General features: G+C 68.8%; 14 protein-coding genes. 13 read left to right on the forward strand and 1 reads right to left on the reverse strand.

Features of this window, described 5'->3' with window-relative positions; all coding sequences use genetic code 11:
* Positions 1–144: 144 nt before the first annotated feature.
* From CGU35_RS00895 to CGU35_RS00950, 12 genes are all read left to right on the forward strand, one after another.
* Positions 145–1,173, forward strand: a complete 1,029-nt coding sequence (locus CGU35_RS00895) for a LacI family DNA-binding transcriptional regulator (protein WP_100809791.1) — start codon at positions 145–147, stop codon at positions 1,171–1,173.
* 121 nt (positions 1,174–1,294) lie between these two features.
* Positions 1,295–2,608: an ABC transporter substrate-binding protein gene (locus CGU35_RS00900; RefSeq protein WP_100810055.1), complete on the forward strand. Its 1,314-nt coding sequence runs from the start codon at positions 1,295–1,297 to the stop codon at positions 2,606–2,608.
* Between the two features lie 72 nt (positions 2,609–2,680).
* Positions 2,681–3,652, forward strand: coding sequence for a carbohydrate ABC transporter permease (locus CGU35_RS00905; RefSeq protein WP_100809792.1), 972 nt, complete (start codon positions 2,681–2,683; stop codon positions 3,650–3,652).
* The gene (locus CGU35_RS00910) at positions 3,652–4,551 is read left to right on the forward strand and encodes a carbohydrate ABC transporter permease (protein ID WP_100809793.1); all 900 of its coding nucleotides are present in this window, start codon (positions 3,652–3,654) and stop codon (positions 4,549–4,551) included. The genes CGU35_RS00905 and CGU35_RS00910 overlap by 1 nt, the downstream gene beginning before the upstream one ends.
* Entirely contained in the window at positions 4,551–6,788 is a 2,238-nt protein-coding gene (gene yicI / locus CGU35_RS00915; RefSeq protein WP_100809794.1) for an alpha-xylosidase, read from the forward strand. The genes CGU35_RS00910 and yicI overlap by 1 nt, the downstream gene beginning before the upstream one ends.
* Positions 6,789–6,790: 2 nt before the next feature.
* The gene (locus CGU35_RS00920) at positions 6,791–8,224 is read left to right on the forward strand and encodes a GH1 family beta-glucosidase (RefSeq protein ID WP_100809795.1); all 1,434 of its coding nucleotides are present in this window, start codon (positions 6,791–6,793) and stop codon (positions 8,222–8,224) included.
* A 63-nt stretch (positions 8,225–8,287) separates the two neighbouring features.
* A complete protein-coding gene (locus CGU35_RS00925; protein WP_100810056.1) occupies positions 8,288–8,587 on the forward strand; it encodes a GNAT family N-acetyltransferase in 300 nt (99 codons plus the stop codon).
* A gap of 36 nt (positions 8,588–8,623) precedes the next feature.
* Positions 8,624–9,043, forward strand: coding sequence for a DUF1622 domain-containing protein (locus CGU35_RS00930; protein ID WP_100809796.1), 420 nt, complete (start codon positions 8,624–8,626; stop codon positions 9,041–9,043).
* Between the two features lie 92 nt (positions 9,044–9,135).
* Entirely contained in the window at positions 9,136–9,333 is a 198-nt protein-coding gene (locus CGU35_RS00935; RefSeq protein ID WP_100809797.1) for a hypothetical protein, read from the forward strand.
* Positions 9,330–9,608: a hypothetical protein gene (locus CGU35_RS00940; protein WP_232711093.1), complete on the forward strand. Its 279-nt coding sequence runs from the start codon at positions 9,330–9,332 to the stop codon at positions 9,606–9,608. Before CGU35_RS00935 ends, CGU35_RS00940 begins: the two co-directional genes overlap by 4 nt.
* 62 nt (positions 9,609–9,670) lie before the next feature.
* Complete coding sequence (locus CGU35_RS00945; protein WP_100809798.1) at positions 9,671–10,858, forward strand: exonuclease SbcCD subunit D; 1,188 nt, start codon at positions 9,671–9,673, stop codon at positions 10,856–10,858.
* Positions 10,859–10,860: 2 nt separating this feature from the next.
* Entirely contained in the window at positions 10,861–13,914 is a 3,054-nt protein-coding gene (locus CGU35_RS00950) for an AAA family ATPase (RefSeq protein WP_232711115.1), read from the forward strand.
* 2 nt (positions 13,915–13,916) lie between these two features.
* Here the strand turns inward: CGU35_RS00950 and CGU35_RS00955 are convergent, their stop codons facing one another.
* Entirely contained in the window at positions 13,917–14,873 is a 957-nt protein-coding gene (locus CGU35_RS00955) for an aldo/keto reductase (protein ID WP_100809800.1), read from the reverse strand.
* 64 nt (positions 14,874–14,937) lie between these two features.
* On the opposite strand from CGU35_RS00955, the gene CGU35_RS00960 reads away from it, so the two are divergent.
* Positions 14,938–15,120 (forward strand): hypothetical protein, encoded by a 183-nt coding sequence (locus CGU35_RS00960; protein WP_100809801.1) that lies wholly within the window; start codon positions 14,938–14,940, stop codon positions 15,118–15,120.
* Positions 15,121–15,201 lie beyond the last annotated feature (81 nt).

Raw genomic sequence — 15,201 nt, forward strand, 5'->3', positions numbered from 1 at the left:
GTGGAATATGTTGCCAATTTCGACATAAGTGTTGCATTGGTGGGGTAGACCTGGCTATGGTCTGTGTCGAAGCGCTTCGACGAAGCGTTTCGATCCGCTCGAATCCTTGAAGAGCGCGGGTCGTGCAACGACGATGGAGTCCCGATGGCGAAGATTCACGAGGTGGCCGAGGCCGCCGGTGTATCGATCAGCACGGTGTCGTACGCCCTCAGCGGCAAGCGGCCGGTGTCGCCGGACACGCGTCGACGGATCGAGGACGTGGCTCGTGCTCTCGGGTACGAACCGAATGCGGGGGCCCGGATGCTCGCGGGGAGCCGCACCCACATCTTCGCGCTCACCGAGCCGTTGCGTGCTGATACCCACGCACCGACCCACATGGCGTTCGTGCTCGCTACCGCGGTCGCCGCGCGCAGGCAGGGCTACGACATCCTGCTGCTGACCGATGAACAGGCCTCGGCGGGTATGCGCCGGGTGGCGGCAAGCGATCTCGCGGACGCCGTGCTCGTGCTCGACGTCGCCCCCGAGGACGAGCGCGTCGCGATCGCGCGCTCGATCGCCATCCCGACGATCTTCATCGGGATCCCGAACGATAGCGAGGGTCTGGTCTGTGTCGACCTCGACTTCGAGGCGGCCACCCGGATGGCGGTGGATCGCGTCGCGGACGCCGGTCACCGGCGAATCGCGATGATCGGACAGCCCGCGGTCGCGTACCGACGCTCGAACTTCCCCCCGCGCGTCCGCTCCTCATACGAGGCGCACGCGCGGGCGCGCGGCCTGGCGCACTCGTTCGCGGTGAGCGGCGAGACGCAGATGGATGCGGTCACGGTTCGTGCCGGACTCGCCGCGTCGATCGATGCGGGCGCGACTGCGCTGCTGCTGCACGGGGCGGACGACATGCACGTCGTCGTCCTGGCCGAGCTCGCGGCACGCGGCCTGGAGGTGGGTCGTGACATCTCGGTCCTCTCGGTCGCCGCGTCGTTCGACAGCGCGCTGCTTCCGACCCCGCTCGACACGATCCCCCTCATTCCGCAGGCTTCGTGCGAACGTGCCGTCGAACTGGCGGTGCAGGCTCTCGGTCCGAATCGGCTGCGTCCGGCGGTTCACCTCATCGACCCGGTCTATATCGCCGCGGGCAGCGTCTCCGCGCCCGTGGCGATCGCCGAAACCGCGTGAGCGGAACAACATGCGGCAGACCATGACCTCGATCGAAGCGCTTCGACAAGACTCCGCGCCCTGCCCGCGCGCGGCCAACCGATCCCGACCAATGCGGGTCACCAAGAAAGGAGTGCCGACGATGGCACAGCAACACAACAGGAAGAAGCACACGCGACTCGTCGCCGCCGTCGGCGCGCTCGCCGTCGGCGCGCTCGCCCTCAGCTCCTGCTCCGGAGGCTCGGGCGGAGGCGAGGACGACAACACCCTGACGCTCTGGCACTACGAGGGCGCCGACAGCGCCATGGGCATCGCGTGGGCCGAGGCGATCAAGGTGTTCGAAGAAGAGACCGGTGCGACGGTGGAGTTCGAGGAGAAGAGCTTCGAGCAGATCCGCTCGACGGCGAGCCAGGTCCTCAACTCCGATGAGGCCCCGGATCTGATGGAGTTCAACAAGGGCAACGCCACCGCGGGTCTGCTGGCCAGCCAGGGACTTCTCACCGACATCAGCGACGCGGTCGAGCAATACGGGTGGGACGACAAGCTCGCCCCCGCGCTCCAGACGACCGCGAAGTACAACGAGGACGGCGTCATGGGCTCGGGTGCGTGGTACGGCATCCCGAACTACGGCGAATTCGTCACGGTCTACTACAACAAGGATGCCTTCGCGGCGGCGGGCCTCGAGATCCCGACGACGTACGACGAGTTCCTCGCCGTGATGGATGCATTCGTCGCACAGGGCGTCACGCCGCTCGCCGAGGCCGGGCTCGAGTACCCCCTGGGTCAGCTCTGGTACCAGCTCGAGCTGAGCCAGGCCGATCGCCAGTGGGTCAACGACTATCAGCTCTACGAGAACCCGGTCGATTGGCAGGGCGAAGAGGTCACCTACGCCACCGAGACCCTGCTCGACTACGTCGACAAGGGCTACATCTCGCCCGATGTGTCGGGCATCAAGGCCGAGGATGCCGGTGTCTCGTTCATCGGCGGCGACGCGCCGATCTTCGTCTCGGGCAGCTGGTGGTACGGCCGCTTCACCAATGAGATCGACGGCTTCGACTGGGGCATCTTTCCGTTCCCGGACAGCGACCTCAGCCTCGGCTCGTCCGGCAACCTGTGGGTCGTGCCGGAGCAGGCCAAGAACAAGGACCTCGCCTACGAGTTCATCGACATCACGATGCGTCCCGAGATCCAGGCCCTGATCGGCAACAACGGCGGGCTCCCCGTCGCCGCCGACGTCGCCGACATCACCGACGAGAAGAGCCTCGAGCTGATCGAGGCTTTCAACGCGGTGAACGAGGTGGACGGTCTGTCGTTCTACCCGGACTGGCCCACGCCCACGTTCTACGACGTGCTGGTCGCCCAGCTGCAGGAACTCGTGAACGGCACGAAGACCGCCGCCGAGGTTCAGGAAGGTCTCGGCGCGGAGTACGACTCCTACGTCGACGACTTCCGTTGATCCCCGATTGATACCCGGGGGCGGTCCGTCGATGTGCGGACCGCCCCCTCCACCCCCTCCCAGGAGTCGGTCATGACCGCTGTTCCGTTCGTCCGCAGAGAGCGCACGAAGCTCCCGCCCGAAGAGCCGCTGATCCCGCAGCGCGGCCGCGGGTCCGCCGGGTACTGGCTGTACCTGCTGCCCGGCTTCGTCCTGCTCACCGTGATCGTGCTCATCCCGCTCGGGTGGAACGTGTACCTCAGCTTCACCGAGTGGCGGGGCATCAAACCTCCCGAGTTCATCGGTCTCGACAACTGGATCGAGCTGATGGGCGACGCCAAGTTCTGGGCGTCCTTCCGCAACAGCATCTGGATGATCCTGGCCATGGTCGTCGCGCCGACGATCGTGGGCCTCATCCTCGCCGCTCTGCTCTTCGACCTCATCGGACGCAAGTTCGGCGGCCGCCTCGCGAGCTTCCTGCGCGCGACCTACTACCTTCCCCAGATCCTCCCCGCCGCGATCGCGGGCATCGTGATCGGCTGGATCCTGCGCCCGCAAGACGGTGCCCTCAACACGATCCTCGAGAACATCGGGCTCGGATTCCTCGCGCAGAACTGGCTGGGAAGCCCCGACACCGCTCTCGGCAGCATCATGGTCGTCCTGGTCTGGATCCAGATCGGATACCCCGTGGTCGTCTTCATGGCGGCACTGCAGCGCGTCGACCCGGAGCTCTACGAGGCCGCCGAACTGGATGGCGCGAACTGGTTCCAGCGATTCCGCGCGATCACGGTGAGCATCATCCGTCCCGAGATCTACGTCGTCACGCTCACCTGCACGATCGCCGCGCTCAAGGTCTTCGGCCCGGTCTACGTCCTGACCCGCGGCGGACCGGGCGACGCCACGATCGTGCCCGCGTACTACGCGTACAGCGAGTTCTTCCAGGCGCAGCAGGTCGGCTACGGCGCGACGATCGCCACCGCCCTCACGATCGTGATCGCGATCGTCTCCATCGTCTTCATCCGCGCGCAGAACGCCGCGGAACGCAAGGAAAGGGCGGGTCTGTGATGGTCGCCACGATCGCCGTCGCCCCGACGGACAAGAAGAAGCCCCGTGCCACCGGGCGCGCGCGTGGATCGATGACGCGCCCCCGCGGCGTCGACTGGCTCATGCTCGCCTTCGCGGTGGTCACCGCGATCCTGATCATCGCGCCGTTCTACCTGATCCTCGTGAACTCGTTCAAGTCGCCGGCGGACTACTCCAACGGGGGACCGCTCGCGCTGCCCTCGAGCCTGTACTTCGACGGCATCGTCACCTTCTGGGAGCGCGTCAACTTCCCCGAGAAGGTCTGGAACTCGGTCTTCATCTCGGGGATGGTGGCGCTGCTCGCCGTGCTTATCTCGGTGCTGAACGCCTTCGCGATCGGCATCGGCCGCGTGCGCGGACGCTCGTGGATCGTGCTGCTGTTCCTGCTCGCGAACCTGCTGCCGCAGGAGGCCCTCCTCTACCCGCTGTACTACATGTTCAAAGAGGTCGGGCTCTACAACAACGTGTGGTCGGTGATCATCATCTTCACCGTCATCCAGGCGGCCTTCGGCACCTATCTGCTCTCGGCGGTGTACGGCACCTTCCCGAAAGAGGTGCTCGAGGCCGCCGCGATAGACGGGGCGAGCCGTTGGCAGATCCTCTGGCGCGTGATCTTCCCGATCAGCCGCCCGACGCTCTCGGTGCTCCTGATCTTCTTCTTCATCTGGACGTGGAACGAGTTCCTCATCCCGCTGACGTTCCTGGTCTCGAACGCCAACCAGACCGTGCCGGTGGCCATCAGCGTCCTGCAGGGCGATCGCCTCATGGATGTCACGACCACCAGTGCCTCGGCGCTGCTCGGCCTCATCCCCACCCTTCTCTTCTTCCTCATCTTCCAGCGCACGCTGACACGCGGTATCACGGCAGGAGCAGTCAAGTAATGAAGTTCACCGATGGGTTCTGGCAACTCCGACCCGGAGTCACGGCCCTGTACGCCCAAGAGGCATACGACATCTGGCAGGTCGCCGACACCGCCGACGGGCCGGGCCTGCGGGTCACGGCGCCGACGGCCGTCATCGCCAAACGCGGCGACGTGCTCAACCGGGCGACGCTGACGGTCACGCTCTCGTCGCCCCTCGAAGGCGTCGTACGCGTTCGGATCGCCCACCACGAGGGCGGCCGGCGCGAGCCCGGTTTCGAGCTTCCCGGTGCGGTGGCGGGCGGCGTCGGCGAAGCATCCGTCACCGAGACCGCCGGCACGCTCGTGACCGGTCCGCTCACCGCGCGGATCGCGCAGGGCGCGCCCTGGGCGCTCTCGTTCGAAGAGGGCGGTCGGCGCCTCACCGGCAGCGGCCACAAGGCCCAGGGATACATGCAGTTGACCTCCGACGCGCAGGTCGACTCCGGCATCGTCGGCAACGCCCGGGCCGCGCAGGCGCGACCCGCGGCGTCCGCGTTCGTGCACGAACAGCTCGACCTCGGCGTCGGCGAGCTCGTCTACGGTCTCGGCGAGCGATTCGGCCCGCTGGTCAAGAACGGCCAGAGCGTCGAGATCTGGAACGCCGACGGCGGAACCTCGAGCGAGCAGGCGTACAAGAACGTGCCGTTGTACCTTTCGAGCCGCGGCTACGGCGTGCTCGTCAACGACACGGGCCACGTGTCGTTCGAGATCGGTTCGGAGGCCGTCGAGCGCACGCAGTTCTCGGTCTCGGGCGAGGCGCTCGAGTACTTCGTGATCGCGGGGCCGACGCCCAAGGACGTGCTCGAGCGCTACACGGCGCTCACGGGCCGCCCGCCGGTCGTGCCGGCGTGGTCGTACGGCCTCTGGCTGTCGACGAGCTTCACGACGGAGTACGACGAGGCGACGGTGACGTCCTTCATCGACGAGATGGCGCGGCGCGAGCTGCCGATCTCGGTCTTCCACTTCGACTGCTTCTGGATGCGCGAGTTCAACTGGTGCGACTTCGAGTGGGATCCCCGGGTGTTCCCGGATCCCGACGGGATGCTCGACCGCTTGCACGAGCGCGACCTGCGTGTGTGCGTCTGGATCAACCCGTACATCGCGCAGCGCTCGCCGCTGTTCGCCGAAGCCGAGGCCGCGGGCTACCTCGTCCGCCGGGCAGACGGCTCGGTCTGGCAGTGGGACCTCTGGCAGGCGGGCATGGGGCTGGTCGACTTCACCAACCCCGACGCGACCGCGTGGTTCCAGGGCAAGCTGCGCGCGCTCGTCGACCAGGGTGTCGACTGCTTCAAGACCGACTTCGGCGAGCGCATCCCGCTCGACGTGGTCTGGCACGACGGCGCAGATCCTTCTCGCATGCACAACCTCTACACGCACCTCTACAACAAGGCCGTGCACGACGTGCTGGTCGACGCGCGCGGCGCCGGCGATGCCGTCCTGTTCGCGCGTTCGGCGACGGCCGGGGGGCAGACGATGCCCGTGCACTGGGGCGGCGACTCCACGTCGACCTTCCCGTCCATGGCCGAGACGCTCCGCGGTGGGCTCTCGCTGGCCCTCAGCGGCTTCGCGCACTGGAGTCACGACATCGGCGGATTCGAGGGAACCCCGGATGCGTCGGTGTTCAAGCGCTGGACGGCCTTCGGCCTGCTCGGCAGCCACAGCCGCTTCCACGGATCGCAGTCGTACCGGGTGCCGTGGATGTTCGACGACGAGGCCGTCGAGGTCACGCGCGTCTTCACGCGGCTGAAGATGCGTCTCATGCCGTATCTGTTCCAGGTCGGCATCGACGCGACGCGCACCGGCGCGCCGATCATGCGTCCGATGGTTCTGGAGTTCCCGGATGACCCGGGCGCCGCGTACCTCGACCGTCAGTACATGCTGGGCAGCGACATCCTGGTCGCGCCGGTGTTCACCGAGTCGGGTGAGGTCGAGTTCTACCTGCCCGCGGGAACCTGGACGCACCTGCTGACGGGCGAGAAGGTCGAGGGCGGGGGCTGGCGCCGCGAGCGGCACGACTTCCTGAGCCTGCCGATCTACGTCCGGCCGGGCGCTGTGCTGCCGTGGGGTGCGCGCGAGGACCGACCCGACTACGACTATCTCGACGGTCTGACGCTGCGCGTCTTCCCGGGTGGGAGCGGTACCATCGAGGTTTCGGTGACAACCCCGGATGGCCGTTCAGCGTCGTTCCCGGTCGATCGTGCTGAGGTGACGGAGTGAACATGGGGCAGCAGGGCAACGCCGACTTCCGGGATGCGGGGCTCGTCTTCCCCGACGGCTTCACGTTCGGGTCGGCGACCGCGTCGTACCAGGTCGAGGGTGCTTTCGACGAAGACGGACGCGGGCCGTCGATCTGGGACACCTTCAGCAAGACGCCGGGCAAGGTCTGGAACGGCGACACGGGTGATGTCGCGTGCGACCACTACCACCGCTTCGCGTCCGACCTCGATCTGATGAAGGACCTCGGCCTCGGGGCCTATCGGTTCTCGATCGCCTGGCCGCGCATCCAGCCCACCGGCACGGGCGCGCCCAACCAGGCGGGGATCGACTTCTACTCGCGCCTGGTCGACGGACTGCTCGAGCGGGGCATCCGTCCCGTCGCGACGCTCTACCACTGGGACCTCCCGCAGCCGCTCGAGGACGCGGGCGGCTGGGCCGTGCGTGAGACGACGGATGCCTTCGAGAAGTACGCCGAGATCATGGGCGCGGCGCTCGGCGACCGGGTGCAGACGTGGACGACGCTCAACGAGCCGTGGTGCTCGGCCTACCTCGGCTACGGCCAGGGCGGCCATGCCCCCGGACGCCACGAGCCCGACGCGGCCCTCGCGGCCGTGCACCACCTCAACCTCGCGCACGGCCGGGCGATCCAGGCCCTCCGGGCGACCTCGACGGGTGATCCCGAGTACTCGGTGACGCTCAACTTCCACGTCCTGCGCGGACAGGGAGACGGTGCCGCGCACGCGATGCGCCGCATCGACGCGCTCGCGAACCGCGCCTTCACCGGACCCATGCTGCGCGGGGAATATCCTGCCGATCTGCTGGAGGACACGGCATCCGTCACCGACTGGTCGTTCGTGCGGGACGGCGATCTCGCGGCGATCCATCAGCCGATCGACGTGCTGGGGGTCAACTACTACTCCACCGCCACGGTCCGGCTGTGGGATGGCGTCTCGCCCAAGCAGCAGAACGACGGGCACAAGGGCGCCGAGGGCGGCACGGCGTGGCCGGGCAGCAGCGAGATCGTCGAGTTCGTCGAGCAGCCCGGGCCGTACACCGCCATGGGCTGGAACATCGCGCCCGAGGGGCTCGAAGAACTCCTGCTGTCGTTGCGCGAGCAGTTCCCCGATCAGCCGCTCATGGTCACCGAGAACGGGGCCGCCTTCGAGGATGTCGTCGCCGAGGACGGTTCGGTGCCCGATCCGGAGCGCCTGGACTACCTGCGGCGCCACTTCACGGCGGCGCATCGTGCCATGGAGGCAGGCGTCGACCTGCGCGGGTACTTCGTGTGGTCGCTGCTCGACAACTTCGAGTGGGGGTACGGCTACGCCAAGCGCTTCGGGATCGTCCGCGTCGGCTTCGACTCGCTCGAGCGCACGGTCAAGGACAGCGGGCTCTGGTACCGGGAGCTCGCCCGCACGGGTGTGCTTCCCGCCTGAACGGATGACGACACTCAGCGTGCGCCCAGCCTCGCCCGGTCGAGGCGGGCGTACGCTGTGCCGGTGACTTCGTTGACCTTCACCCACGAACCGGATGCCTCGCGGTACACCCTGCACGCCGGTTCCGACCTCGTGAGCGCCCTCGACTATCGCGACGACGGCCGTACCGTCGCGCTGACCCGGGCGTACACGGTGCCCTCGTTCCGCGGACACGGATACGCCGGCGAGATCGTCGACCGTGCCGTCGCAGCGCTCGAGCAAGCCGGCGACCGAAAAGTGCTGCCGGTGTGCTGGTACGTCGCCGAGTGGTTCGAGGCTCACCCCGAGCGCGCGGGCATCCTCGCCGAGCGCAGCCGCGCGTAGCAGGCAGCGGGACCTCGCCGCCCCTATGCTGGCCGGGTGGATACGGAGCAGGTCTTCATCGGTGTCGCGGTCGTCTTCGAGGCGGTCGGCGCGCTCGCGATGATCATCGGCGCGGTCATCGCGATCGTGCTCGGAATTCGCGCCCTCAGCCGCGGTGCCGGGGGGAGCGCGGCCTTCACGACTTTGCGCACGACCTTCGGCGGCGCCATCCTCCTCGGCCTCGAGGTGCTCGTCGCCGCGGATCTGCTTCGCACGATCACGTCGAAGCCGTCGCTCGAGGATGCCGTGATCCTGGGGATCATCGTGCTGATCCGGACCATCCTGTCGATCTCGATCCAGATCGAGATCGAGGGTGTGCTGCCGTGGCGTCGTGCGCTGCTGACCAGCGGCGCGAACGTCGTGGCGGGCGAAGTCGCCCGGGACCGCCGCGCCGCCGCGGGCCGCACGAGGACCTAGTCGCGCGGCCCGGGCCCGTCAAGCCCCTTGGTCTCGCTCCGCTCTCGGGTGATGGTTGTCTCAGACATCCGAATCCAGCATGAGGAGACCCGATGACTTCGTCACGCGACGACCTTCCCGAAGGCGTCATCAACGCCGATCCGACGGGCGGCTGGCAGAGCGGCGAGACCGAGGAGCGCGTCTCGGACGAACTCGTCGCGCCCGACGCCCCGATCGAGGGTGCTGAGGCCGGGCAAGCCGCCGACCCCGATCTGAGCGACGACGCCGACAGCGATGGGAGCGACGCATGACCCCGGGTGACCCGGCGCCGGACAAGGCCATGCCGGACCGGGACGCGGCGCACGATTCGCCGATCGTCCGCACGGGGGATATCGTCCAGAACGCGCCCGCCATGGACATGAACGACACGACGACGTCCGAGAGGGTGGACGGCATCGTCGCCCAGACCCGCGCCGATCACGCGGCCGATGGACAGGAACGCATCATCGAGGTCCTGAAGCAGCGCCTCGATCAGGCGGGCATCGAGCTCACGGACGACGAGGTGGCGGAGCTCGCACGGGGCTGACTCTCGGCGAACCGCGGCCCGGGCTCCGGGCCGATGTCGGTGGACCCGCATAGCGTGTGAGCATGCGCATCCTGCACACCTCCGACTGGCACATCGGGCGCTCGTTCCACGGGCACTCGACCGTCGCCGCGCTCGCGGTCGTGCTGGACGAAATGGTGGCGCAGGTCGCCGAGCACGACGTCGATCTGGTGGTCCTGGCCGGCGATGTCTTCGACTCGGCAACGCCCGCCGCCGGATGCTATCCGCTGCTGACCGACACGCTCGCCGCGATGCGTGCGGCGGGGGCCGAGGTCGTCGTCACGAGCGGCAATCACGACAGCGCAGCGCGACTCGGTTTTCAGGCGCCCTTCGCCGCGGCAGCGGGCATCCACATCCTCACCCGTCCCGAGCGAGTGGGTGTCCCGGTCACCCTTCACGATGAGCACGGTCCCGTTCACGTCTACGGCATCCCTTTCCTCGAGCCCTCCCTCGTGCGGCACGTATGGCCGGAGGTGACTCTTCGCACGCAAGAGCAGACGCTGGCCCACGCCATGACACTCGTCAACGACGATCGGGCCGAGCGCGGCGGACGCTCGATCGCGATCGCCCACTGCTTCGCGGCGAACGTCGAGGCGACGCCGGGCGTCGAGCGCGAGATTCGCCAGGGAACCCTCGATGTCGTACCGCTGTCGACCTTCGACGGCCCCGACTACGTCGCCCTCGGGCACATCCATGGGCGTAACGAGCTCTCGCCCCGCGTCCGGTATGCGGGGGCCCCGTTGCACTATTCGTTCGGTGAGCAGCACAAGCCTCGCGGTTCGTGGCTGATCGACCTGGATGCCTCGGGCCTCGCCTCGACCGAATGGTTGCCGCTCGCGGTGCCGCGGCGCCTCGTCACGATCTCGGCAACGCTCGAGGAGCTCCTGACCGATGTCCGCTTCGACGGCGAGACCGAGGCGTGGGTGTGCGCGCAGTACACGGATTCGACCCCGCAGCGGGATCCGATGCGGCGCCTGCTCGCCCGCTTCCCGCACTGCGCGACCGTGCAGCACGTGCCGACCCTCGTGCAGCAGATGGCCGAGAAGTCGTATGCGGCTCGGGTTCGCGAGGCGCGTGATGACCACGAGCTGATCTCGACGTTCCTCGCCCACGTGCGACAGGGGCAGGCCGCCGATGAGGCCGAGGCCGAAATCCTCGCCGACGTCATCGTCGAATGCGCCGACACCGACAGCACAGCAACGCGGCGCACGACGGACGGCGTGCTCGCGTGAGGATGCATCGCCTCGAGGTCGAGGGCTTCGGGCCGTTCCTGCGTCCCCAGGTCGTCGACTTCGACGCGTTCGCCGAGGATGGCATCTTCGTCATCTCGGGCCGGACGGGCGCGGGCAAGTCCAGCATCCTCGACGCGATCTGCTTCGCGCTGTACGGGTCGGTTCCCCGCTATGACGCGGGCGAGAAGCGCCTGCGCAGCGATCACAGCGGACCGGACGACCCGACGCTCGTCGCGCTGGAGTTCAGCGCGGGCGGCGAGCGGTGGCGTGTCGAGCGCTCACCCGAATACGAGCGCGCCAAGCGCAACGGCGCCGGGACGACCACGGCGCCGCCCCAGGCGCGGCTCTTCGTCTGGGCGGGCGAAGGCTGGGAGGGCCGCGCGGCGCGACCACGCGACGTCGGCGAGGCGCTGCACGAGATCCTTCCGCTCACGCAGGAGCAGTTCCTGCAGGTCATCCTGCTCGCGCAGAACCGGTTCGCGCGCTTCCTGCTCGCGAGTCACAGCGAGCGCCAGGCGCTCCTGCGGACACTCTTCGGAACACGCCGATTCGAGGAGTACGAGCAGGCTCTCGAGAGACGGCGCAAGGATTCCGAGGCGCGCGTCGCCCGCGATGGCGACACACTGGCGCATCACCTCGACGAGGCCGAGCGCTTGATCGCGGATCGGGCGCTCACGGGCGACGACGCGGATATGGAGGGCCCGGCCGATGCCGCGTCGCGGATCGAACGGGTTCGGCAGGCGTCACAGCGCGCGGCGTACCGGGCCGAGACGGCCGCGCTCGCGCAGGAGGCGGCCCGCGTGGCGAGGGACGCCGCCGAAGTCGCACTCGCCGACGTGCTCGCCCGCCGCGATCAGCAGGAGAGGCGTGATCGCGCGCGTCGGACCGTCGCGAACCTCGAGTCGGATGCCTCCCGCATCGTCGCCGTCCGTGCGGAACGTGACGCCGCGAACCGCGCAGAGCGGGCACGCGAGGGCATCCGCGGGCTGGACACGGCGCGCGCCGATACAGAACGCGCGGAGTCGGATCGACGCAGGGCCCTCACATCTTGGATCGCGCTCAGAGATCGCGCCGCCGCCGAAGACGCGGCCGCAGCCGGCGCCGCGAGCGAGCGCATGCCGACCACGTCTCAGCTCGCCGATCGCATCGACGAGCTGAAGCACGCGGTCGGCGGATGGACGCTCCTGCTCGCACGCGAAGAGAGCATCGCCGAGCGTCGCGCGGAGTATGCGCGGAGTCGGGCCGACCTCGCGGAGCTGACCGCTGCCGTCGAGACGAGCCGTGCGGAGCGCGGGGTCGCGATCACGCGTCGCGACGAGCTCGATGCGCGATTGATGGAACTCGCTCCGACCCTCGGCGGACGCGCTGCGGCCGAAGCTCTCCTCACGGACCTGGACGACCGCATCGCCGCGGCCGCGGAGGCCGAGCGCCTGGTGGAGGAAGCCGCCGCGGCCGAGCTGGCGGCGTTGCACGCCGACCGGGCCCTGGCCGAGGCATCCGCCGCCCTGGTGGACATGCGCGAACGGCGACTCCGTGGTCACGCGGGTGAACTCGCCGCTCAACTCGTTCCCGGTGAACCGTGCGCGGTGTGCGGGGGGACCGAGCACCCGGCGCCCGCACCGCGGGGCGAAGACCCGGTGAGCGCCGACGACATCGATGCGGCCGAAGCCCGGGTCGCGCTCGCCGTGGTGCAACAGCGCGACGCATCCGAGGCGCTGGCGCGTGTCCGCCAGGACGCGGCGGGCGCGCGTGGGCGTGCGGGCGAGCGATCGGGTGCTCAGCTCGCCGAGGACCGCACCGCGGCTGCGCGGGCTCTGGCGGTCATCGCGGATGCCGAACGCGAATCGACGATGCTGCGCGCGGAACGAGAGGACTGTGCGTCGACCCTCGCGGCGCTCGAGTCCGCGCTCGATGCCGCTGCGCCCCGCATCGAGACTCTCGACCGGTCTCTCATCGTCCTCGACGCGGGCATCGCGGCGGATGATGAGGCTCTGACGGAGGCGCGGGGCGAGTTCCCCACCGTTGCCGAGAGAATCGCCGATGCCGAGCGGATCGCCGACGCGGCAGAGCGGCTGCGGGATGCGATCGCGGTGGCGGAGCGCTGCGTACGGGCAGAAGAGACCGCGCGGGCGCGGGCCGAGGCGGACCTCGCGGAGGCCGGCTTCGAGACGGCGGATGCCGCGGTCGAGGCGCTCCGGGATGCCGCCGCACGAGCCGCGCTCGACGAGACGATCCGCGAGCACGAGACCGCGCTGGGGGCGGCGAAGGCCGTGCTCCTGGATCTCGAGCTGTTGGTGCTGCCCGACGAGCCGATCGATACGCGATCGGCCGAAACGGTGCGCCAGGATGTCCGCGACGCCTGGACCGCCGCCGTCCAGCAGACCCTCGCTGCCGATCAGACGCGCGAACGGCTCGAGGCGCTCGCACAGCAGGCGGAGCTGGCGCAATCAGGAATCGCCGCGGCCTTCGCCGAACACGAGATCATCGAACGTCTCGCCGCCACGGTCGCGGGCAAGGCCCCCAATACTCATCGGATGAAGCTCGAGACCTTCGTCCTCGCCGCCGAGCTCGAAGAGATCGTGCAGGCCGCCAACCTGCGCCTGGACGAGATGTCCGACGGCCGGTACCGTCTGCTGCACACCGACTCCCTGGCCGCCCGAGGTGCCGCCTCGGGCCTCGGGCTCGAGGTGCTGGATGCCTACACGGGACGACCGCGCCCGGCGCAGTCGCTATCGGGAGGCGAGACCTTCCTGGCCTCCCTCGCGCTCGCGCTGGGCCTGGCCGAGGTCGTCACCGGCCGCGCCGGAGGCATCGCGCTCGACACGCTGTTCATCGACGAGGGCTTCGGCTCACTCGACGCCGAGACCCTCGACACGGCCATGCGCACGCTCGACGAGCTGCGCCAGGGTGGGCGAACGGTCGGGGTCATCAGCCACGTCGAGGCGATGAAGGATCAGATCCCCGCGCAGTTGCTCGTCGCGGTGGCGGAGGACGGATCGAGCGAGGTCGCCGCGCACGCCCTCCTGCCGGTCTCGCTGACCGGCCGCGGGCGCTGAGCTCAGGTCGCGGGCGTCCAGGTCGAGACCCGGTCGAGCTCCGCGATCTCGGCGGCGGTCAGGTCCAGCGTGCCCGCCGCGAGCAGGTCCGCGACCTGGTCGACGCGCGAAGCGCTCGCGATCGGTGCGGCGACGGTCGGCTGGACGCGCAGCCAGGCCAGCGCGGTCGCGGCGATCGAGGCGCCGTGCGCCCGGCCGATGGACTCGAGCGTGTCGATGATCGCGAGTCCCTGGGGTGTGGCGTACTTCACGGCGCCCTTCGCGCGCGGTGAGGTGTCCGCGGCATCGGGGACGTCTGCCGAACGGTACTTGCCGGTCAGGAATCCGCTCGCGAGGGAGTAGTAGGGCACGAGGCCCAGACCGAACTCTTCGGCGACGGGGACGATGGTCTCTTCGACCGCGTTGCGGTGCACGAGGTTGTAGTGCGGCTGCACCGCGACCGGCTGAGCGCTACCCGCGGCGGTCGCGTAGCCGATCCACTCGCGGATCCGCTCGGCGCTGTAGTTCGACACGGCGGTGTAGCGCACGAGGCCGTCCGTGACCAGGTCGCCGAACGCCGCGACGGTCTCTTCGAGCGGCACCGTCTCGTCGTCGTAGTGGGCGTAGTACAGGTCGATGGTGTCGACGCCGAGTCGCTTGAGCGAGGCCTCGGCGGCGGCGCGGATGTTCTGCGCGGACAGGCCGCGGAAGTCGGGGTGCTGGCTGACCTTCGTCGCGACGACGACGTTCTTCGGCTGCCGAGCCGCGAGCCATTCGCCGATGATCCGCTCGCTGTCGCCACCCGTATTGCCCGGAACCCAGGCGCTGTAGGAATCAGCGGTGTCGATGAAGTCGCCGCCGCCGGCGTGGAAAGCGTCGAGGATTCGGAACGACTCGTCGCGATTCGCGGTCCACCCGAACACGTTGGCACCCAGGCAGAGGGGGAAGATATCGAGGTCGCTGGGGCCGATGCGGGTCAATGCTGCTCCTTGTTCCGAGATCTGGGTGCGACGAGGGCACCGTGGATCAGCCTAGGCTTGAACCATGAAGAGCGGCACCCTGTGGACAGTCATCGGCGTCATCGTCGCCATCATCATCGCGTGGGTGCTCGTGAACGTCCTGTTCTCGGTGCTCGCCTTCGTCTTCAAACTCTTGGCGGTCGCGGTCGTCGCGCTGATCGTGTTCGTGATCCTGCGGATGCTGTTCGCCCGGTCCTCGGACGACTGAACCGCTGGCTCTAGGCATCCCGCCGCTCGCCTATGTAAACTGGCCGCGTGCTGTCCTGTCTTTGTTGCCGCTGAGTGCCTC

The organism is Microbacterium sp. BR1 (assembly GCF_002812725.1).
Taxonomy (GTDB): domain Bacteria; phylum Actinomycetota; class Actinomycetes; order Actinomycetales; family Microbacteriaceae; genus Microbacterium.